General features: G+C 61.8%; 17 protein-coding genes. 2 read left to right on the plus strand and 15 right to left on the minus strand.

Going from position 1 to position 20,861, the window contains the following annotated elements; translation table 11 throughout:
* From O7A61_RS22415 to tagH, 5 genes are all read right to left on the minus strand, one after another.
* Positions 1-959 (minus strand): serine/threonine-protein kinase (locus O7A61_RS22415; RefSeq protein WP_337131661.1); only part of this gene is annotated, 959 nt, incomplete at its 3' end.
* On the minus strand, positions 956-1,735 hold the full coding sequence (locus tag O7A61_RS22420) for a PP2C family protein-serine/threonine phosphatase (RefSeq protein WP_337131662.1): 780 nt from the start codon (positions 1,733-1,735) through the stop codon (positions 956-958). The genes O7A61_RS22420 and O7A61_RS22415, both read right to left, overlap by 4 nt.
* A gap of 135 nt (positions 1,736-1,870) precedes the next feature.
* The gene (tssM, locus tag O7A61_RS22425) at positions 1,871-5,428 is read right to left on the minus strand and encodes a type VI secretion system membrane subunit TssM (RefSeq protein ID WP_442921098.1); all 3,558 of its coding nucleotides are present in this window, start codon (positions 5,426-5,428) and stop codon (positions 1,871-1,873) included.
* Positions 5,425-6,924 carry a type VI secretion system protein TssL, long form gene (gene tssL / locus O7A61_RS22430; RefSeq protein ID WP_442921099.1) on the minus strand — a complete coding sequence of 500 codons (1,500 nt, stop codon included), beginning with the start codon at positions 6,922-6,924 and terminating at the stop codon, positions 5,425-5,427. Before tssL ends, tssM (O7A61_RS22425) begins: the two co-directional genes overlap by 4 nt.
* Before the next feature lie 292 nt (positions 6,925-7,216).
* Positions 7,217-8,296 (minus strand): type VI secretion system-associated FHA domain protein TagH, encoded by a 1,080-nt coding sequence (tagH, locus tag O7A61_RS22435; RefSeq protein WP_337131664.1) that lies wholly within the window; start codon positions 8,294-8,296, stop codon positions 7,217-7,219.
* A gap of 247 nt (positions 8,297-8,543) precedes the next feature.
* Between tagH and tssI the strand changes: the two genes are divergently transcribed.
* Both tssI and O7A61_RS22445 read left to right on the plus strand, forming a co-directional pair.
* Entirely contained in the window at positions 8,544-10,871 is a 2,328-nt protein-coding gene (gene tssI, locus O7A61_RS22440; RefSeq protein ID WP_337131665.1) for a type VI secretion system Vgr family protein, read from the plus strand.
* A 98-nt stretch (positions 10,872-10,969) separates the two neighbouring features.
* Complete coding sequence (locus O7A61_RS22445) at positions 10,970-12,010, plus strand: HEAT repeat domain-containing protein (protein WP_337108419.1); 1,041 nt, start codon at positions 10,970-10,972, stop codon at positions 12,008-12,010.
* Between the two features lie 26 nt (positions 12,011-12,036).
* On the opposite strand, the gene O7A61_RS22450 is transcribed toward O7A61_RS22445, so the two are convergent.
* The 10 genes from O7A61_RS22450 to tssM (O7A61_RS22495) all read right to left on the minus strand — a co-directional run.
* A complete protein-coding gene (locus O7A61_RS22450) occupies positions 12,037-13,266 on the minus strand; it encodes a TIGR02270 family protein (protein ID WP_337131666.1) in 1,230 nt (409 codons plus the stop codon).
* Between the two features lie 8 nt (positions 13,267-13,274).
* Positions 13,275-13,727 (minus strand): DUF6484 domain-containing protein, encoded by a 453-nt coding sequence (locus tag O7A61_RS22455; RefSeq protein WP_027143733.1) that lies wholly within the window; start codon positions 13,725-13,727, stop codon positions 13,275-13,277.
* A 68-nt stretch (positions 13,728-13,795) separates the two neighbouring features.
* Positions 13,796-14,773, minus strand: coding sequence for a hypothetical protein (locus tag O7A61_RS22460; RefSeq protein WP_027143732.1), 978 nt, complete (start codon positions 14,771-14,773; stop codon positions 13,796-13,798).
* 23 nt (positions 14,774-14,796) lie between these two features.
* Positions 14,797-15,264: a hypothetical protein gene (locus tag O7A61_RS22465; RefSeq protein WP_337131667.1), complete on the minus strand. Its 468-nt coding sequence runs from the start codon at positions 15,262-15,264 to the stop codon at positions 14,797-14,799.
* Positions 15,265-15,286: 22 nt separating this feature from the next.
* Positions 15,287-15,796, minus strand: coding sequence for a hypothetical protein (locus O7A61_RS22470; protein WP_027143730.1), 510 nt, complete (start codon positions 15,794-15,796; stop codon positions 15,287-15,289).
* Complete coding sequence (locus O7A61_RS22475; protein ID WP_051442658.1) at positions 15,786-16,118, minus strand: PAAR-like domain-containing protein; 333 nt, start codon at positions 16,116-16,118, stop codon at positions 15,786-15,788. Before O7A61_RS22475 ends, O7A61_RS22470 begins: the two co-directional genes overlap by 11 nt.
* A 56-nt stretch (positions 16,119-16,174) precedes the next feature.
* A complete protein-coding gene (locus O7A61_RS22480; protein WP_337131668.1) occupies positions 16,175-17,266 on the minus strand; it encodes a beta-ketoacyl synthase N-terminal-like domain-containing protein in 1,092 nt (363 codons plus the stop codon).
* Positions 17,266-18,285, minus strand: a complete 1,020-nt coding sequence (locus O7A61_RS22485) for a DUF2169 family type VI secretion system accessory protein (RefSeq protein WP_337131669.1) — start codon at positions 18,283-18,285, stop codon at positions 17,266-17,268. The genes O7A61_RS22480 and O7A61_RS22485 overlap by 1 nt, the downstream gene beginning before the upstream one ends.
* Positions 18,285-18,827, minus strand: coding sequence for a type VI secretion system-associated protein TagF (tagF, locus tag O7A61_RS22490; RefSeq protein WP_337108414.1), 543 nt, complete (start codon positions 18,825-18,827; stop codon positions 18,285-18,287). Before tagF ends, O7A61_RS22485 begins: the two co-directional genes overlap by 1 nt.
* Positions 18,809-20,861, minus strand: a 2,053-nt coding sequence (gene tssM, locus O7A61_RS22495; RefSeq protein ID WP_337131670.1) for a type VI secretion system membrane subunit TssM, incomplete at its 5' end; no start/stop codon positions are given. The genes tagF and tssM (O7A61_RS22495), both read right to left, overlap by 19 nt.

Genomic DNA, 20,861 nt, shown 5'->3' on the forward strand with positions numbered 1-20,861 from the left:
GAAGGCTGGACCCTGGACTTGGGCAGTGCCGTCCAGCCGGCGCGCGGCAATCCCGAGCGTTCACGCGAACCGTAGGCTGCCGGCGGCAATGTGACCTCGGCATCCTCGTCACGCGTTGCCCTGGCGATGTCGGCCATGCTGGCCGGCCGATCGCGCGGGTCCGGCTGCAGCATCGCGCCGACGAGCTCGTGGAAATTGGGATCGATGTCGGACAGGTCCGGCACGGTTCGGCGTTTCTCGACGACGTCGTACTGGGTGCCGCTCATATCGAGCGGCTTTCCGCGCAAAACGGCGGCCAGCACCAGGCCGAGGCTATAAATATCGGACTGCTCGCTCACCTCGCCGCCATAGAGGCCGAGCTGTTCGGGCGAGACGTAATTGTATTTGCCAGCGAACTTGCCGCCAATCAGCGTTTCACCGCCTGCGGCCGCCGACCGAGCGATGCCGAAATCAATGATCTTGGCGCGCTCCACCCGCCCGCCGGGCAGGATGATGTTGTCCGGCGACAGGTCGCGGTGAACCGCGCCCGCCTGGTGCACCGCGGCCAGCCCCGACGCCAGGCGATGGCAAAGGCGCCGCACTTCTTCTCCCGGCATCGGTCCGCGACGCATCGCGTCGAAGAGTGATTGGCCGTCCACGAACTCCATCGCCAGATAGGGGCGGCCGATCTTCGGATCGATGGTGAAGACGTGATAGCGCACCACTGCGTCATGCGACAAATGGTTGAGGATCGAGGCTTCCTTGCGGAACAGCGACAAGATCGTCTGGTCGCGGGCGAATTCGGGGAGTACGATCTTGATCGCTACGTGGTCGCCGGTTTGGATGTTGTGGCCGCGATAGACTTCTCCCATGCCGCCGGATGCGAGCCTCTCGTCGAGTTCGTAAATGCCGCTGAGCTGTGTGCCGGCGCCAGCATAGGTGACGTTCCCTGATAACCGCGTCTTGTCGTCGTCGCTCATCTGGCCAGGCTCTCCGCGCCGGATCGATCCTGATGGAGCGCACCGTCGCGCCCGCCGCCGATCTTCACCAGTACGACGGTTACATTGTCGGTCCCGCCGCGCGCCAGCACCATCTCCAGCAGGCTTTGGCACGCCGCCTGCGGCGTTGCCGATCTCACCGTGGCTTCGATCTCGGCGTCGCTGACATGTGCCGTCAGGCCGTCGGTGCTCAGAACGAAAACATCCCCCGGTATTAGCTCGCCCTGCTGGAAATCGATCTCGAGCTCGTCGCTGACGCCGACAGCATGAGTAATGACATGACGGCGCGGCCAGGTAAGCGCCTCTTCCGCACTGATCATGCCGCGATCCAGCAGTTCCTGGACCTCGGTGTGATCCTTCGAGACCTGAAAGATCATGCCGTTGCGGACCAGATAGATGCGGCTGTCGCCGGCCCACAGGCCTGCGAACCGCCCGTCCATGGCAAGCAAGGCCGCGAAGGTGGAGCCGATGGTGATGCCGCGGGATCGCGAGATGTTGCGGATCTCGGAATTGGCGCGGCTCAGCCGGTCTTCGAAGCGCGCGCGAAGGTCCGGTGCCGAGCTCGCGATGCCAATCGTTGCCAGATGATCGACGATGCTGGCCGACGCGACCTCGCCGGCCTCGTGCCCGCCCATGCCATCGGCCACCACCCAGAGGCCGGTCTGCGGGTCGATCAGGTAGTTGTCCTCGTTGTGGTCGCGCACGCAGCCCCTATGGCTCACGCCGAAGCTTTCGACGGGAAGGGCGACAGTGCTCAATTTGCCACCAAGCGCTTCGCGAGCGTCCCCTGTGACCAACCACGGGCAGCATGCCCAGGCCACTTTGCCACATGCGCATACATTAGAGTACCGAAATAAGGGCTGCAGCCGTAGGCGCGCTTGAACACGGCCATGTCAGAAAGCCTTCGGACAGCTGAAGCCGGCCAGGGCTGGCAACAGGAAGGGATTGGCCCCCGATCCGGACTGGATCATGTAGGCGACGTCTCGTCCGCCGATCACGAAGCGGGCTTCGGTGTTGGCGCCGTTGGCGGTGATGGTTGCCTTGTCCAGCAGACGCTTCAGGGCCCAAGCTCCTTCGAATTTAAGCGCTGAGTCGCGGCCTGGCATTTCCGGCATAAGGGTAAGGTTGGCGGAAGCCGAGGCAGTGCTGTTTGGCCACGTCACCGTGCTTGGCGCATTGCCCGTCTGACTGCTCTGGACAGTCTGGCCGTCAATGTTGAGAAGCGCGTTGTCCGCGTCTCCATTCAGCGAAAAAGGCGTGATGGTGAGCGAAACCGACGGCACCGAGCCGCCGGAGGGGAAGAAGGCGCTGCGGATCTCGGCGGCCGACTGAAAGGATTTCAAGGTCGACTTCGCGAGCTCGTGGCCGGAGCGGGCATCCTGTCTCCAGGTCCATTCCTGGCCGGTCATGTCGATCAGCGACGCAAGGTTCTGCGCGAAGAAGCGGTCCATCAGCCCGCCTGGTGCGAAAAGCCTGGCGAAATCCGCTATCGAGATCTCTTCCGTGCCGTCGCTGGCGAAGGGATAGCGACCGTTGACAGCCTCTTCGCAGGCTCGTGTGACCGTCTGGTCGAGATTCTGGTTGAGGTTGGCCACCGAAGCTTCGGCAATGTTACTTGCAAACTCGTCCGTTGCCGCGTTGACCATGCGCGCAAGCGGCTTTGGAAGGCGCGAGACATTGGCGCGCAGCGTGGAGATCTGCAGCTGCAGGTTGGCGTTGACGCGTCCGGTCTGTGAAGGGACATCGGCCGAAAGCTTCAGGCTTTGAAAAATGTCGTGAAAGTTCCGCGCCAGCGCATCGAGCGGCCGCCGTCCATTGGCGCCGCTGACCAGGGACTGAAACGATCGAAACTGTGCCTCGACGCTCGCACCGGCACTGTGTGCGAGAGCCGAGCCCGAACCGGCACGGCTCTGTGACTTGCCGCCGGCGATCTGCAGGCCGATGCGAGCCAGGCCTTTGGCCATGGTGGCGGGATCCTCTTGTGCCGCACCGGTTCCGCTCTCGGCCATGGTGTTCTCTTTCGTCAATGCGGTCTCCTCGGCGATCGCCGTGTAGAGCCGATCGAGAGGCGAGCCCGCTGCGGCGAGGGCGGAAAGCGCGAGATATCGCGGCTTGTCCTCAAGCAACGCCTTGAACTTCAGTTGGTCGAGTACGCCGTTCCATGCGGAGGAGAATTCCTTGCCGTAGCGGTCGATCAATTCAGGGCCGAGCTTGGGCAGGTCCTCGTCGATGCCGCCCTGTTCCTCGCCGCCGCCAAGCACCCAACGATCGTTCATAAGCGTTTGGGCGATGCGCGAAAGCTGCGGCAGGAAAAAACGGTTGAAGCCGGCGCGCGTGTAAAGTCCGGGAACGTTGAGATCCGCCAGATCACTGCCATCGGTTCGTTCAAACACGAGCTGTGCCTCAGGACCGGCTTTCGCTGCGAGGGAGAAGTTGTCCAGCCTTGCGGCGTAAACCGCTGACTTGATCAGCGCCGAAGCGCGGTCGGCAAGGCTCATGCGGCCAAGGGAGCGTTGCGCGGCTTCGATCAACGGTTGGTTGAGCTCGAAGAGAGGATCGTAGGCCTCGTCGAGGGCGAGCATCGCGCGCAGATGCTTTTCGAGCTGCGCGCGGCCTTCGCGGTTGTTCTCGCCCGGATAGCGGTTCACTTCCCAATCCTGCTTCATCCAGGAAACGATCAACTCGTTATCGACCTTCGGAGCCTTGCCGCCCAGCATCAGGTAGATCTTCAGCGGCTCGTAGAGCGCGATCGGATCGGCTATCTTGGCCTGGATGGTCCGCTCGGCCTGCACCAAGAGCCGGGAGCGGAATGTCCGCTCGAGCGCTTGCCGGTAGGCATCCCTGGACGCCGACAGCAGCCTCTCGCGCTGGCCCAGCCCGAACGTCCCCTCGATCGGCTTTCGCTGGTCGCCGTTTTCGAACCCGGCTGGCAGGTTGCGCAACTGGTCGAGCGGGCCGATGACGTTTTCGAGATCGACATCGGTCACCATGGTACTCTTGAGCAGCGAATCCGCACTGTTGCGATACTGCGCCATGGCCTGCCTGGTGGAGGCGATCAGCGACTTGTTGGCGAAGAAGCTCAGCCCAAGCACGCCGAGCGCCGTCAAGGCCGCCAGTCCAATCGCGGCGAGGCCGCCAAATCTCGCGAACCTGGCGCGCCGTTCGGCCGCCCGGTCGAACGATACCCAGCCCGATTCCGGAAAGATCACCTTGGTCAGGAGATCGTGCAGGAAGAAGCTCTTGCCGGTGCCGGAAAAATGCGCCTGGGAGGCGCTGCCGAAGCTGCGCCCGATGGTGCCCAGCACCTGGTCGAACGGTGTTCCTTCCTGAGTACCCGAGGAGAAATAGAGGCCCCGCAAGCTCACATTCACCCGCGATCGAGAGGCATCGAACAAACTGGTGATGAAATGCGCTGTCCGGTTCCTGAGGGCGCCGAACTGCGCCGGGAACTCGAAGATGGCGATGCGGGCCACCGGATCAGCCTCTTCCTGCAAGCGATCGACGACTTCTGCTGCCAAGCGCTGCGCCAGACCGTCGAATTCGGCCGGCGCCTCGCTGGCCATGTTCCTTGTGCGATCGACGGTCTGGAACGTTGCGCCCCATACCTTGCGCCTGCGCGCTTCGTCGAATTCACCGAAATAATCCATGAAGCCGGATACGAGATCGGCCTTGGTGAAAAGCAGATAGACGGGAAACTGGACCTTCAGCGTCTCGTGCAATTCGCGCAGGCGGCTTCTTATCTCGGTGACATGCGCCTCGATCTGCTGGTCGCCGAGGCTGATAAGATCGGCGAGGCTGATGGCGAGGATCACGCCGTTGATCGGTTGCTTGACGCGGCTTTTCTTGAGTAGTCGCAGGAATGCAAGCCAGCTTGCCTTGTCGCGCTCGCGGTCCGAGTCCTGCGTCGTGTAGCGGCCGGCCGTGTCGATCAGCACCGCTTCGTCGGTAAACCACCAGTCGCATAACCGTGTGCCGCCGACGCCGGCCACCGGCTGGGCATTGCCAAAGCCCGCAAGCGGAAACTTCAGCCCGGAATTGACCAGCGCCGTCGTCTTGCCGGCGCCTGGCGGCCCGATGATGATGTACCAGGGAATATCATAAAGGAAGTTGCGCGTGCGGCTCGTCCGCCTCAGCGCTGCGATGGCTTCACTCATGCGTGCTTCGAGCACCTGTGAGTCGTCGCTCCGCTCGTCGCTGCGCACGATGGCCGTTTCGAGTGCCTTTTGCGCCTTGCGCCTTTGCCAGAAGCGAATGCCGTAGAACAGTGCCAGCGCCGCCATGGTCGCACCGATGACCACCGCCCTGAGCCACACGGACCCAAGCGGGCGGGTATCGGCGAAGCGGATCAGGGGTCCGGCATACCAGATGGCGGCCGAGAAGCCGGCCAGGGCAAGCACGCTGAAGATCGGCAGCACCCAGCCGACCAGCCGCTCCTGGCCGCGCCCGCTCACAACGCGTCCTCCTTTGGGATTATCACGTCGACGCGGCGGTTCTTGGCGCGCCCTTCAGCCGTCGCATTGTCGGCGATGGGTTCGTCTTCGCCCTTGCCATCGACGCTCAGGCGCGATGGGTCCTTCAACTGCTTGGCCATTAGGGCCTGCAGCGCTTTTGCGCGCGCCACGGAAAGATCGAAATTCGACTTGAACGGGCTCGACTTCTTCGGCTTCACATTGTCGGTATGGCCGACGATCTTGATCGGTCCGGGTTCGGCATCGAGCGCCGTGGCAATGTCCGCCGCGATGGGCTGGAATTGTGCCGTCAACTCGGCCTGGCCTGATACGAACAAAAGCTGGTTGCTGATCTCGACAACGATGAAGTCGCCCTTCGTGCCGACGCTCAGTCCGCCGCCGGCGACCTCCTTGGCGAGTGCCTTTCGGATGCGGTCGATCTGCGTGGTGTTCGCAGGAGCCGGTGGTGGCGGGTTGGCTTGCACCGGTTCGCTGGGTGCCGCCACGCTGGCGCGTTCAATGGTAACCGGGGTGGAAGGATTGAGCGCCAGCAACTCGCCGGCCGTTACATCGCCTTCATTGGTGATCAATATCCTTAGCCAGAAAAAGGCCGCCGTCACCAAGGTCGCCGCGGCGGCTGCGATAGCCCACAGCGGCAGCCGCACTCCTGGCCTGGCCAGCGCCGCCGCCATGCCTTGCCACCGCGGCGAAATGTCTTCGGCGGCACGCGGCCGGAAATAGCGCAATGTGTCGTAGACGTCGTGCCGGACGCGCTCCAGCGCGTTGCGTTCACGCGGCAACCCCCGATACTGGCCCTGGAATCCCAGCGACAGGCAGGCATGCATCAATTCGAGCAGGTCGCAATGCGCTTCAGGCTTGGCGAGGATATTATTCAGCGCTTCGTAAAAGCCCGCACCTGTGGGCTGCGTGTGGAAGAACCTCACCACCATACTGTGCTGAGCCCAGCTTTGCTTTTCCGCCCAGGGTAGGTTGCCGATGAGATCGTCGGCAGTTTCGCAAAGTGCAAACTTTGCGATCCGCGCGTCTTCTTCCCCAATTCCGGCTTTGGCGGTGGTACGCTCGAACCTCTCGATAACGTCTGCGGTATGCTCCGCCAGAGCGGCCGCTTGCCATTCGACCGGTATCAACCGCAACTGGCCGAAAAGCATGAGCAAGGGGGCTGCGGCGGCAAGGATAGGATTGGCCGCGGCATACTTCACGCCGACGGTGGCGTTGAGCAAGACATCCTGCTGCAACGCCGGTGCCCGTGCAGGCACCGCTTCGTCGTCCTGAATAACCACGGTTCGGGACGACCAGCCGGGGGGCGTCTGCCGGCCGACGCCGGGGTCGAACACCGTCGATTCCCTGGCGGGTGATGGAAGAGGGGGCACGCTTGGCGCACCGGAACGACCGGGGGCCAAAAGCGGCTTTTGCCTTGGCCGTGGCGCGCGGATGACGGTTTTGTCCGGAGGCTCGGAGGAATCGTCCTTCGAGCTCATCGGCGCACCACCGTCGAGGTGCAACGAACATCTTTCACGGGAGAGGAAAGCGGCGCGCAAGGGTCAGGATCAGCAGCGAGCCGCGTGGAAAGCCTGATCTTGCCGAAACATGACATTCCTGCACACGCCCAAGCCGCGCCGCTCTGCCAGCCTTGGCAAGCGCCCGTGTGTATTCTAGTCGCACAGGCAGCCGATTGAAATCGGAAAGCGGGCTGATCAAGCAAGCGGCCTCTTCTATGGGGCTCGTAATAGAGCCCGTAAGAGCGGTGCTAACGAGATTTGGCGAGTACGGCTATTTCTGCTTACAGGCCTTGGCATAGGCTTCAGCGAAATAGGCGAGGAAGACATCCAGCATGCCGTTTTCATGCTTGTCCTCCATCGTGCGCCACGTAGCGACGAGCGCATCCCAGGCTTGGCTTTTCCTGGATGAAAAGGAGGCAGGCGGGATCTTTTTGGCAATCGCCTCCGGCGACAGGTCGTCGAGCAGCCTCGCGAGTGCGGCCTGCATGGCGGCGTAGGTTGCGATTTCGTGGGTCTTCAGGTCGCCGAACGCGTCCTCGATGCTACGTTTGGCGTCGAGATAGCCTGCCCGGCGCTTGGCAAACATGATCTCCAGCATGTCGTCGGTCCCCGGCACGAATTTCAGCGGGTTGTTGTCCTCGGCGCCGATCATCGTGCGGTGCGCGCTCTTGGCGAGCACCTTGGCCGCCGCGCGCGCCTTGAGCAGGAGGGACAGTTGCTCGACCGTGGTTCGCAAGACCCCGCCGATCTCGGTCGCCACGTCATGCGGGTCGCGTGACGACAACAGCTCCGGCGACAGACCGGCCGCCAAGGCGATGTCGCGAAGTATTCCGACCGCATCCGCCGGCTGCTTGGCCGGGACAGCCGGGCTGGGCAGCGGCGCCGAAGGCGTCGACATCGGCGCTGCCTCGCCCGGTGGCTGCTGCCCCGGATTGAGGAATGGTGTACTGCCGAGTTCAACCGGCCTTCCCGTCGAGCGCGACAACTCGCGTTGCGTCGAACCGGTCCTTGCTTGCGCATGACCGGTGGCGCCGCGCTCTTCATCAATCGAAACGGTGATGACATAGCGGCCGATCAGCAGCCGGTCGCCTCGGGTCAGTCGATGCGGCGCATTGATGCGCTGGCTGGAGCCGTTGACGAAAGTGCCGTTGCGCGAGAGGTCATAAAGCCAGAACGAGCCCGTCTGATAGCGGACTTCGCAATGCCGGCCGGAGATGATTTTGTCGGGGTCCGAGAGTGTCCAGTCGCAACTTTCGCGCCCGATTTCAAAGCTGCGGTCGCGCGCGGCATAGCTCGTCGCGACCCCTGGCGGCAGCCTGTCGACATTGCTGATCTGGAGCGAAATGAACATTCGAAGCCACTGTCAACGCTGAAATCCAAGCTATTCTAGCAGCTTGCCGGCGCGGTGGGAGAGGTGCGTTTAACATGAATGCACGCTACGGTTAGCCATTGCTTTTGTTTGGCCGTCAGAAAACATATGCTAGGCTTGCAGTGGTCCGATGCGGTGAATTCGAAAACTTCCCGAACGTGATGCAGTTTACATACACGGGGGCTTCAATCCATCACATTGGCGGCCGCGTCCAGGAGGGGCACGACCCATGCCGAACGAACGTGCCACGGTTGTGCAGACGCCGGTTGGCGCCGATGTGCTGACCTTTACCCATCTTGTCGGTCGTGACGAGATAAGCCGATCTTTCGCCTATACTGTCGGGTTCGTCAGCAAGAGCCGTGACGTCGATCCGCTGAAGATGCTGGGCGGCATCGTTTCAGTCGAAGGTGAATCCAATCCAAAGCGCTGGTTCAGCGGCCTGGTCTCGGATTTCAAGCTAACCCGCATCGAGGACCGGCTGGCGTTCTACGAGGCAACTGTCAGGCCATGGCTCTGGTTCCTCGGCAACACCACCGACTGCCGCATTTTCCAGAACATGACGGCGGTCGAAATCATCGAAAAAATATTCTCGAAATACGGCATCGCCAAATTCGAAAAGCGGCTGCAGGGGTCTTATCCCTCGCGCGAATATTGCGTGCAGTACGATGAGAGCGATCTCGATTTCGTGCAGCGGCTGCTCGAGCACGAAGGCATCTTCTATTTCTTCGAGCATGACGAGGGCAAGCACACGCTGGTGCTGTGCGATGCGATGAGCAAACTGAAGCCGGCCCCAGGCTATGAAAAGGTGCTCTATAATTTCGAAGGCCACGGCTCGCGGCGCGATGTCGAATACATTACCGAATGGATTCCGGCCAGCGCGGTGCGACCAGGCGCCTACGTTCATACAGACTACGATTTCGAGAAGCCCGGCGCTGACCTGATGGCGAAATCCGCCCAGCCCTTCGGCCACAAGGAGGCTTCGGGCGAAAACTACCGTCAGCCTGGCGCGCATCTGGATGTCGGCCGGGGTGATAAGATTGCGGGTATCCGGCGCGAGGAACTCCAGGCGGTGCACCAGCACAGCACGGCGGTAGGTACCGTGCGCGGCCTTTTTTCAGGCTGCAAGTTCACCCTCGAAAGTTTTCCGCGCGACGACCAGAACCAGGACTATCTGGTGGTCAGCGCCGAGTACCGGCTGTTCGATCCGGGCTACCGGACCCAGAACGACGCTCACAACGAGAATTTCAAGGTGGTGCTGGGCGTAGCGCCCACGAAATTGCCCTACCGGCCGCCGCGGATCACGCCGCGACCGATCATGCGCGGACCGCAGACCGCGACCGTCGTCGGCCCTTCGGGCGAGGAAATCTTCACCGACAAATATGCGCGGGTGAAGGTGCAGTTCCATTGGGACCGGCTCGGCAAGAAGGATCAGAATTCTTCATGCTTCGTGCGCGTATCGCAGAGCTGGGCCGGCAGCGGCTGGGGCTTCATCCAGATCCCGCGCATCGGGCAGGAGGTCATCGTCGACTTCATCGAAGGCGACCCGGATCTGCCGATCATCACCGGCCGTGTCTACAATGCCGCCGAAATGCCGCCCTACGGGCTGCCCGGCAACGCGACGCAATCGGGCTGGAAGTCGAATTCGTCAAAAGGTGGCGGCGGCTACAACGAGCTGATGTTCGAGGACAAGGCCGGCTCCGAGCTGGTCAACTTCCAGGCGCAGAAAGACCACCATCTGTTGATCAAGCACGACCGCAACAAGACGGTGCAGCATGACCAGTCCGACCGCATCGACCACGACACCAAGCACTCCGTCGGCCACAATCTCGATGAAGACGTCGGCAACAACAAGACGGTCAAGGTTGGTGTCAATCAGACCACCAACATCGGCAGCAACGACACGGAGACTGTGGGCGCCAACCGCTCGCTGACGGTCGGCGCCAACGAGACCATCCATGTCGGTGCCAATTCGTCGGAAACAATCGACTCCAACCATTCGCAGACGGTCGGGCTGGTACAGACGGTGACGGTGGGCGCGGCGCGCATCGACACGGTCGGCGCCACCGAGACACGCAGCGTCGGCGCGGCGCAGACGAACACCATCGGCGCATCGAGAAGCGTCACCGTGGGTGCGGGGCAGACCCACAGCATTGGCGCCTCGGACAGCTGGACGGTGGGAGCCAGCCAAATCGTACAAGTCAGCGCCGACCAGAACTTTGACGTTGGTGGAGCGCAGGCCCTGCAGATCGGGAAATCCCGAGCGACCAAAATTGCCGACGACGACGCCGCCGATATTGGCGGCGGCCACAATCTGAAGGTGGGTAAATCCAGTGCGGTCGACGTCGCCGACGACGGCAGCTTCAAGATTGGCAAGAACTTTGCGATAGACGCCGGCGATTCGATTTCGCTGACATGCGGCAACGCCTCGATCACGATGAAAAAGGACGGAACGATCTTGATCAAAGGAAAAGACATCACGGTCAGCGGATCCGGTAAGATCAATATCAAGGCGTCGAGCGACGTCACCATCAAGGGATCGCAGATCCACGAAAACTGACGGTGGTTTGGCTCGGGGAAGAGGCGGGGCTGTGCTCTTCGCCGCTTTGCCTGTCCCGCTCCGGCGTTGCGCGCATAAGTGATTGGCTCGTTGCCTAAATGACGGTCCTGGAAAACATTGTCGGGGAACATGCCGAGCGCTCGGCCGCCTTATGGGCGCAGAGGGACAGTCTGGCACTTGACGACCCTCCCGATCTGGAGACTGTAAGGGCCATAGATGACAGGCTGGAAATAAATCTCGATGGCCTGAGGGCTGCTGGCCTCGCAGCTTGGCCCTGCGTCCTCGCTCTGGACGAGGAAGCGCCTGGCAAGGGCGAGCTTTTTGTCATGGCTTGGACGGCTCTCGAATTCGAAACCGCCGATCATGTCGCAAAAGTCGTCGAGATCGGTCGCACCGCAATCGATGGTCCGGGTGGCTTGCTTGGTGCCTTGGCATGGCACGAGCCGCGCAAGATTGCGGCGTGGGCACGTACTTGGATTGATGAGGGCGACTCATTCAAACGGCTCCTTGGAATGTCGGCCTGCCTGGCACACGGCGTCGATCCAAAGCAGGTGCTTTTGCAGCGACTTCGCGACCCCGACACATCGGTACGTATCGTCAGCCTTCGGCTGGCCGCAAAGCTCCGTCGTGCCGATTTGACGGCCGAAATCGCGAATGCGCTTACGGATGAAGACCAGCAGGTGCGTTTCTGGGCTGCCTGGACCTTGAACGAACTCGGCCAAAGCGGTCCGGGCCTTGCGGAACTTAGAAGGACCGTTGAGAGAGATGACCTCAATGCCGTGGTCGCTCTCCGGGCCGTCGTGAAGGCGACCCCCGTCAAGGAGGTGCGAAGCTGGATCGGAACCTTACTGCGCCTGCCGCAAAGCGCCGCTTTCGGCGTAAGAGCAGCCGGCATGCTCGGGGATCGCGCCATCCTGCCGTGGCTGATCGAGCAGATGGGTGATCCCGCCGTTGCCGTGGCGGCAGGCGCATCGCTTTTGGAATTGTTTCCAGAGGCGCGGCTGGCGGGCGATCTCTTCACCAACGATCCAGACGCGGCGGGCACTCACTTCACGGAATATTTCGGTGACAGGATCGCTCGCGTGCCGCTTAAGGACGGGGTACTGAAATGGGCGCGACGACAGGGCTACGTCCAATGACTGATTGGTTGTAAACGGCGGTAGCCTCAATCCGCTGATGCAAGCCATTTGAACAAGCGAGCCGAACTGTTGGCAAGCGGAGTCTCCGGCGCGCCCAATGCCAGGTCCAAAGCGGCGCCCCGCCTTTGACGCAGCGTCCCCTGTGCAAAGGTCTGCGCCAGAGTCTCTGCTGCTAGAGGCTTGCCCCGCAAGTACCGCGTGCCCTGAGCAAAATTCGTTTGGTTTTGCCGCCACCATTCTCGAATCTTACCGACATCTGGCCAGACGAGGTTCTCGTCGTGAGCGGAATAGCCGGTCGGCAGGTCTGCGGGGTCCAGGTCTCCACGCGCCTCAACATGCATTGCTCGTTCCTCAAGCGAGATGCCGGTGATAGTTCCGAAGCTCTCGCCGGCCAGCCGGGACAGTTCGTGGTCGCGCATTCGTGTAATCAGCCAAGGTACGAAGACGGGGTCCCCGACAACGCCGGCCCCGGCCGCGATCAGCCTCTCCTTCGAACGATCACCTCGCAGTCCCAGAAGCCATTCCACGGCGTTTTGATGATCGGCTGCGCGCAGCATGAGTTGCGTGCCCTTCCAGCCGATCCCGTCCGCGCTAGCGTGCATCCGCAGCACCTCCAACGCCTCATATCTGTCCCCTAGAAGCACGCAGGACCAAGCTGCCCAAAAGCGGCATGTCTCGTTGGCGTCATGGAGAGCTGCCCTTATGTCGGAGAGTAGGTCGACGCGCCCAATCTCTCCCGCAAGGCGCAAGGCTCTGGCGCGCACTGCGGGGACTTCGTTGAGCAAGTTTGAAAGACGGGTCGGCGGATCGATCCGACGAACCGAACATGCGGCCATGCCAAGCAGGCGCCTGGAAGGGAGCGGGTCCTCCAACAGCGCCGGGATCCATTTCTGGACAACATGCGGCTCGACCCAACCCAGCGCTGATACGACGGGGCGCGACAGCTGTGGTGATGCCTCGACAAGATTCAGGATGTAACCGATCCGGTTTTCTGACATGCTCTCCAAGGCGAGAACGGCGGCCACGAAAGTCTCGCCTGGCTCCTGATACCGGTCGAAAGCCGTCTCAGCGGCTTGCCACCCCCATTCACCGGCAACACGCAGACCATCCACATGCGCCTCGAGGCGGTCGTCCAGCCGTCTCAGATTCTTGAGATGCTGATCGGGAGCATCGACCGCCCAGTCACGTTGCAACCAGAGGAATGCCGCGTCTTCGGCATGTTGCTCGACGATATGCTCGATAACGCGGCGCGACATCCGAGGCTCTAGTTAAGCTGGATCGAGCCCCCTTTGATCTTGTTGGGACCGGACGAACGGCTGAGGATATAAGTGCCCCGCAAGATGATCTTGCCGGTGCGGGTCAGTGTGATGCTGGCCTTGCCGCAGCGAAGCACGATCTCGCGCTCAGCGCAAAGTTCCAGTCGCTCGCCGTCGAGGGTTGCGGCCACGTCTTCGGCGGCAACCGGCTTCGGATGCTGCAGGCGCCCCAGGATGATCGCCTGGTCCGGATCGCCACCCGCGAACATCACCACCACGTCGGCCCCAACATCCGCAACCTCCAGCATGACCGCTGCCCGCGCGATTGCCAGCCTCCTTTCGATTCCGTCGGGAACCGAGACAATTGCTTCGCCGGACCGGTCGCGCCCAATGAAGGTTCCGATGACGAGGCCATTGCTGAGATTGCTGCCGGCGCTCGAAAAATTAGGGCGGTCATTCATAGTGCTTACCCCTTTCCGGACTTGTCCAAGCATAGTCGCGCAGGGAAAACCCGGCAACTTCGCAACGTTCATGCGGCCAGCGTAGTATCGGCAGCCACCATTTGTACACACAGAACGTAGTTTTCCATTGTACTGTATTTCACTTTCAGCGAATATTCCACGAAGTGCCAGGTTGCATAACCTTCGAACTCTTCGTCCAGCAGTTGATCCGGAGGACGGCCGATCTTTTGCGTTACCTGTTCTGGCGAGTCGTCGAACGAAAGCCCTTTCGGCAACTCCCCGGGCCAGCGTGCACCCTCTGCCTCGTGCTCCCGGTAGAACAAGACGTTTGCGAGCGACTGATCGCGACCTCCACCGAGATAGCGAAATCGCAATTCTATGCCGAAGTGCCGTGTGAGGCTGGCGACCGACCCGGTTTCGTCTTCCTCCAGATTCTGCTCCAGCCGTAACGGCGCAAAAGTCAACCGAACCTCGGAATGTGTCAACGGCTTGGCCATCACGCGGGCGATCTGGGCGATGCTTGGAACCAGGGCCGCATCGTCGGCGTCGGCTGGCATGGCAGGCGGGCGCAGAAGGCAAAGAACAAATCCGATCCGCGCGCCATCGTCGACGTAGCTGACGGTCACCCGACACTCTGGCAGTTCCCACGTGTCGCGCAGATAGGAGCGCCGGGTCGGTTCGTAAGTTGCGAACTTCGCCCTTACACCGTTCCTGTCGTCGTCAGGCCCGATGCTGAACGGCAGCCGTCCACGATACGGCTTTACGTCGGCATGATTGCGGTAGAAATACAGCTGCGAGAGCACCATGGGTTCAGTCTCGGGATCGAAATCATCCTCGCCCATCAAGTGTGCGCGCGCCTCGAACCCGAGTTCCATGCCAAGCTGCAAATTGCTCAGCCAGTCTTCGGCCGAAAGTATCCGATCATCGCCGTCTTCGTCGATGTCCACCGAGGGCTGACGAATAATCTTCAGGCTGTCGAGAAGCGCCTGCACGTCGGGATCGGTCGATAGCCGACCAAGAAGGTAAACTGATTTGCTTAAATCCATGACATTATGATCGCAATCGCGGTTTAAGCGGGTTCTGGCAGACTCAGCATCAAGGCCTCGATCGAGAACCTGTCGCCCGTGTATTGCGCGGTGAGCGTGAGATTGTCTGTTATTATCCAACGATCCCAGCCGATGTCGCTGTCCGATTCACTCGGTTTTCCAAACTGGGCGCGCAAATCGGCCTGAGAAGAATCTGTTTTGATGCCGTAGGGCAGCGGTCCGCCGTACGGGGCCACCTTGTTATTCTCCAGGCGGAGAACGACTCCGGTAAGGACGCAATTACCGGATCCGACTGGCGGCAGGTCCTCGAAAAGCTCAGCGTCCTGGAAATTCACGGTCATGCCCGCAATGTCGACGAGAAGATCCAGTTCGTCGCGAGGCATGACAAGCCTCTTGGTGACCCCGGCCGACCGCAGCAAGGCTTTCACGGCCGGATCTTCGGCGGTATGACCGAAAAGGCCAACCCAATCCTGGTAGTTCGTCTGAGCCATCGGAGTTCACCCTGTTGTGTGACTACTTGCATTCGTCCACGGCATCTCTGATCATCTGATCGAAGTCAAACTTCTTGAGTTCCTTTACCGCCTCCGCATAAGCTGGACCGCAGTCGGTGGTGTCCAGATGTTTCTGCAACGCCTTTGTATCCCGGTTGACGGCCGCGGTCATGCTTTCCTTGGATTTTGCGTCTTGTCGAATTTGCGTCTTGGTGTTCTTGCTGCCGCAGGTTTTGCTGAAGCCGCGGTGAGATTTGCGGGGGATCACGATCGCCATGCCACGCGATTCGATCTTTCCTTTTGCGCATTCGTATACGGCTGCAGACATTGTGTTGAACATGACTTTGGCGCGCTTGAAGAGCGTGGCCTTGGCCGGAATATGGTCGCGTTCCCATACCCGCGACCCGTCGGCTCGGCTCGCCTTGCCGTCGTTCTTGAGGCCGCCATAGCTTCCAACCTCGCCGCATTTGTGCATCGGCTTGTTGTCCGGAGCCTGCTTGTTTCCGGTCGAGGTGGCGGAGTTAGCTCCCATTGTTGGTCATCTGATCGCCGAGCAGTTGGATGTTCTTGCCTTCTGCCTTCACGTCCATCGAGCCCGGCGCAACGAACTCGGTCTTTCCTTGCGTAGCCGACGATACCACGCCTCCGCCAGTGCCCTGGCTCGCCACGTCGGGCGACGGCGCGCTCATGTAGTAGCTGCCTTTGATGGCTATTTTCTTCCCTTCGATCTTGACAGTCGACGTCGCGTCTGACAACCGGTCGGCGGAGCGTCCAAAGTTCGGTAGTGGAACGGGCACGAACGGCGCTGGCGGCCCCGGCATCTTGCAGACATTGGGCACGTCCGCAGGCGCCATATCGATACTTCCCTCAGTCACCGGCGTCTTGGGTGGATTGACCCCAACTGAAACCATCACGCGTCCTTTCTTGGCGGGGTGCTAGGAAAGTCCAGCAGCATCACCGCCCGCTGTCCGCCTTCGGATCCGGCCCAGAGCGCGGCCCGCGAACCGCGACTGTAACGCTTGCTGGCGGCGGCGTGGGCGAGGGCCGCGAATAGCGGCCCCGACGCGGCGCCGACATCGCCCCAGCAGTCGGCCGGATGCAAAAGGTGGGTTGCCTGATCTGAAAGATGCTGAACTCGCAGGATTGAGTAGACCAACTCCTCGCTGCGGTAACGCTGGCCATTGAGATCGCAATAGGTATCGGTGATCTTGCGTCGATCGCTGTCGATGGCGGGGCCAAGTCCAAGGAAGGCGGAACTCAGCCCTTCGCCGACGCAAATCTCCTCCCCGCCGTGCCGCTTGATGGTAATCCGCTCGGGCGCGGCGCTGACCGCGGTTAGCCGTCCCAAGAGTGCCAGGCCCAATTCTGATATCAGATTTCTGCGTGCCAGCAGGCAGGCGCCCGCCGCTTCTCCCGGGAAGAAGCCGTCTCGATTTGCCTCGGATTTAAGTTGCCCCGTCTCATCCATCCATTCCAGGGTTTCGTACTCGTGATAGGAATCGACGCCTGCTACCACCGCCAGGTCCGTCTTGCCCTCATCAATCGCCTTGGCGGCGACACCAAACGCAAGCATTCCGGCAGCGTGTCCGTGGGCAAGGTATTGCACGCGCATGTCCGCCGAGCCGAACCGTCCCATCACGGCACGGCCTAGCATTTCGGCGACCCCGTCCGGCAGCCCCGGCCGCGGCTCCGGCGCACAGATGATCAGGAGCGTCCTCAGGTCGTTGGCTGATTGCGTCGCTGCCTGCGGCAGTTGCAGCAACGTCGAAAGCAGCAGTTCCTTCATACGCTCTCCCAGCGGCATATCAGGGCCCATGATCGCATCCCGCGCCAGACGCATGGGTTCGCCAATGCGGTCGACGAAGAATGGATGCTCGGAAATTCCTGATATCCCCGCCCGCACCGCCGCCGCCGCGCTTTCGGGGCGCAGCCCAACCGGGGTCCGCGCTGCAAGGCCTGCCAGCCAGATTGGCGTCCGAGGGAAATAGGCTGCGAATACCATCACATCAGCTTTTTCAGACGGACAGAGGTTTGATCGAGATAGTCGATGTCCTTGTTGCAAACGAGCGAGCTTTGCCAGGCAATAACCACGCGCGAAGCATCCGGCTCCAGGATCACTGTTGCCAGCGTGCCCCGGGTATGAATCGTTTCGCGTTTGATGCGCGTGGTGAAGCCAAAGACCATTCGCGGCAGATGGAAGCGTATCGGGCCGTTCGGCGAGAGATTGATCATTTGTACGGGCTCGCCGCCGCGCAGGTAGCCGGCCACCTGTTGATCACGCGGCGCGCAGCAGTAGTAGTGGGGATCGAGATCTTCCGCCCAGAGCGGGAAGCGAGTTTTCTGCCAGGCCTCATCATAGGTTCCGGCGAGTTCGCGGCGTGGTGACCAGTGACAGGCCACGGCGTTGAAGCCAGCCGGTGCGGGGCGACTGGCGACGGAAGAGACCAGGTTTGCAGGATCTTCTATGTTGGGGAGCGGCCGCCCGAGACAGCCATTTGGATTAGAGATGAAGCCCTGCCCGACCGGATTCCTCACTTCCAGTCGATGATCCTTCGGATTGGAGGCAGTACGATCCCAGCCACCGAAAGCGTATTCATACCGGATCGGCATCTTGGCGAACGGGTCGGGGCTCGAAATAACACGCTGTCCGGCAAGGTTCACCGTCCACCAGCGATTGCCGAACACCTGCAGGCGCTTTTGCACCGGGCCAACCTGAAATCCAACGTCGAGTTCAGTGGTCGGTCTATCATTCGGCGGCCAGGCGGTGCCGTTGACGAGCACGTCAGTGCACGGCTTCACGCCAAAAAAATCGGCCTCATAGATCAGGCTTTTCTCGTAGTCGCCGCCGAGAGGTTGCCCCTGTATAAACGGCGACACCTGATCGCCCGAGGGCCGCGTGGTTCCGTCTGGCAGTATGTCGAAAGTGGCCTTCACACAGACCAGCCAAATCTTGTTTGCGGCCTTGTCCTGAACCCAGCTCCCCATAGCCGGGAATCCTGTGGTGTTGGATACCGCCCACATCAGCTGGTCTCGCAGCTTGCGGCCAGCATCTGCTGGAGCGCCGGCTGCGGCGCTTGTCCATCAATGTCGAAGATGTCCGTGTGTGTCGTCCACATGACAAGGTCGTCGATGACATCGCCATTCTGTTCGACCAGTGGCACGGGCAGGGCTGCAAGCGCGGCATCCAATTCGTCCGCTGTCAGCTCGCCCCGTTGCGCCGCCAAAGCGGCTTCCTCGATACTGTCGAACCAGGTGTCGGCGTAAGCCAGCTGAAGCGGAGGCCCGGCAAGCTGCGCCACGACGCTCAGTGGGAATTGCCTGCCGACCCTGTCGGCGCTCTGCAGGACGAGGCCCGCCGAGGCGCCGAAGGTAGCGGGGCCAGCGAGAAAGCGAAGCGCCTTATCGTGCGGCCACGCTTCCGAGCCGAACATCGGCACGATATGCTGCGACAGCCAGCGGTCCCATACGCGCACGAACCCCGCCGGCAGCCGCCGCGTCACGAAATCCCCGGTAGCGGGCATCTTGCCGTAGAAGCCGGGCAGGATCAGATCTGCGGCGGACATGTGAATTTCTTGAACATTTCGAGTGTGTACGGGTTCTCGACGCTGGCCGCCTTGAGCTCGAAATCGGCCCACACGCCTTTCGTGCCGAGCCGCAGGCTGTAGACGTCGGTGAGCTTGGTCGCGGCGAAACGGCCGCCGCGCAGCATTCTGAGCCACGCCCAGCTGCCGGTCTCGTTGAGCATCACTTCGGGCGAGCCGTCGACCGGCTGGAAGGCGAGCGAGATGACGCCGGTGCCATCCTTGCCGGGCCACGTCATCGGCTGCGGCCTGGTGGCGTTGTTATAGTAAACGAGATTCTGGCCATCGAGGTTGAGCGTGACCCGCGCCACGTTGGGTGAGAGGTCCTTGGGTTCCAGCGTGAAGTTCATCACCGGGCCGGTGCCGCCGGGAAACAGGTCGTCGCGGATATGCCTGGCCTGTTCGAACGCTGCGAGCGCCGCTGGGTCGAGGCCGAAATCGGCCCGCCATTTCCATGGCTCGCTGGCGGTGTCGACATAATTGATCAGATGGTCGTTGATGAACGCATCGATCATGCCCGAGGGTCCGAACAGACGCTGGAAGTCGCGCACATTGACGTCGACCGCACTTTCGGCGCTGAATGGATAGCGGTTGTTGAGCGCCGCCTGGCAGAAGGGGAGTATGTCGGCCCGCCAGATGGCGTTGAGTTCGTTGGTCACGGCCTTCTGCGACAGGCCGCTGGTGTCGCCGGCAATACCGCCCAGCCAGTCGTTGATCGGCGAGGGCAGGATCTGCGCCTGCCTGGCGACCGCACCTGTCAGTTCGGCAAGGCCGCCTTGCTTCTTGATCGCATCCTGCGGGTTCGGATTGGCGGTGACCGTCTGTAGCACATTCGACAGCGCCGTCAGGGCCACTATCGCCGCGTCCAGCGCTGGCGGCTGGCCGTCGACCTGGGCGATGGTGCCTTTGAGCGGCTTGAAATGGTCGGCAACCAGGCTGCCGGTCATGTCGACCTGGCTGGCGGAGCCGGCGCGCGGCAGGAGCTTCGCGCCTGTGGTCACGACTTTGCCCAGCTTGCCGAGCTTGCTGAAGAGCTTCGAGCCGGTGCTGGCGGCAGCGCCACTTTTGTCGCCGGCCGGCGCATCGTCGGAGCGGGTGAGGTCGGTCTCCTGCACGACTGCCGTCAACAGGCGCTTCAGCGCGGAGTCGGCGCTTGAAAGATCCTTGAGGTTCTCACTGGCGATGTTGAGATCGGTAAGCGGCGCAAGCCGCATGTCACGCAGGAAAGAGTCCCACTGCGCGATATAGTCGTCATAGTAGAGCTTCAAGATGTCCTGCGAGAGTGCTGAAACCGATGTCTCGGAATTCTCCGCGCAGCCGCCGGCAAACACCGCGCGATCGAGGGCCGCCTGTCCCGCGACATCCTCGACCCGATCGAGGATCGCGTCGTGGAAGCCGGCATAGGTATAGGGCCCGGGAACACCAACGCGCAACGTCTTGTCGGAGCGGCGCGCGAACACTTTGGCGCCGTTCGGCCCGGCGAAATTGGCCGGCACCCATTCCTTGACGGCTGCTACTTCCGGGTCGGCCAGGAGCTGCCTGTAGGCGCGCTCTGGCAGGGAGATCGTGCACACGGTCTTCAGCGCCTCGCCGACCAGTTGCTTGTCCGGGGCGATGTAGCTGTCGTCGATGGCCATGCGGCGGATCGCAGCGAGCTGGTGCTGTTCGGCGTCGGCGGTGGGGAAGGGCGGAGCCGGCGCGAATTGCGGCAGACTGTTCACCCACCAGTTTTGCACGAAATCGGTGTCCATCTGCGACAGGCCGGTCATCATCCGGTAGGTCTTCAGCGCGCCGAGCATGAAGTCCGGATCGCGGATCTGCCGCCACATCGTGGCTTCGAGCAGGGCGACCATGTGCGGCTCGAGCACGTTGCGCAGCGCATGGTCGTAGGTATCGGTCTGCGCACGCGCCAACTCCGCCGAAGCAGTCGGCCCGAGCAGGTTATGGACAGCGTCCGGCGGGGCGGTGCGCGCCGTCGCCACGGCGTCCATGGCAGCTAGCGCACCGTCCATGGTC

The organism is Mesorhizobium sp. Cs1321R2N1, from assembly GCF_037179725.1.
Lineage (GTDB): Bacteria > Pseudomonadota > Alphaproteobacteria > Rhizobiales > Rhizobiaceae > Mesorhizobium > Mesorhizobium salmacidum.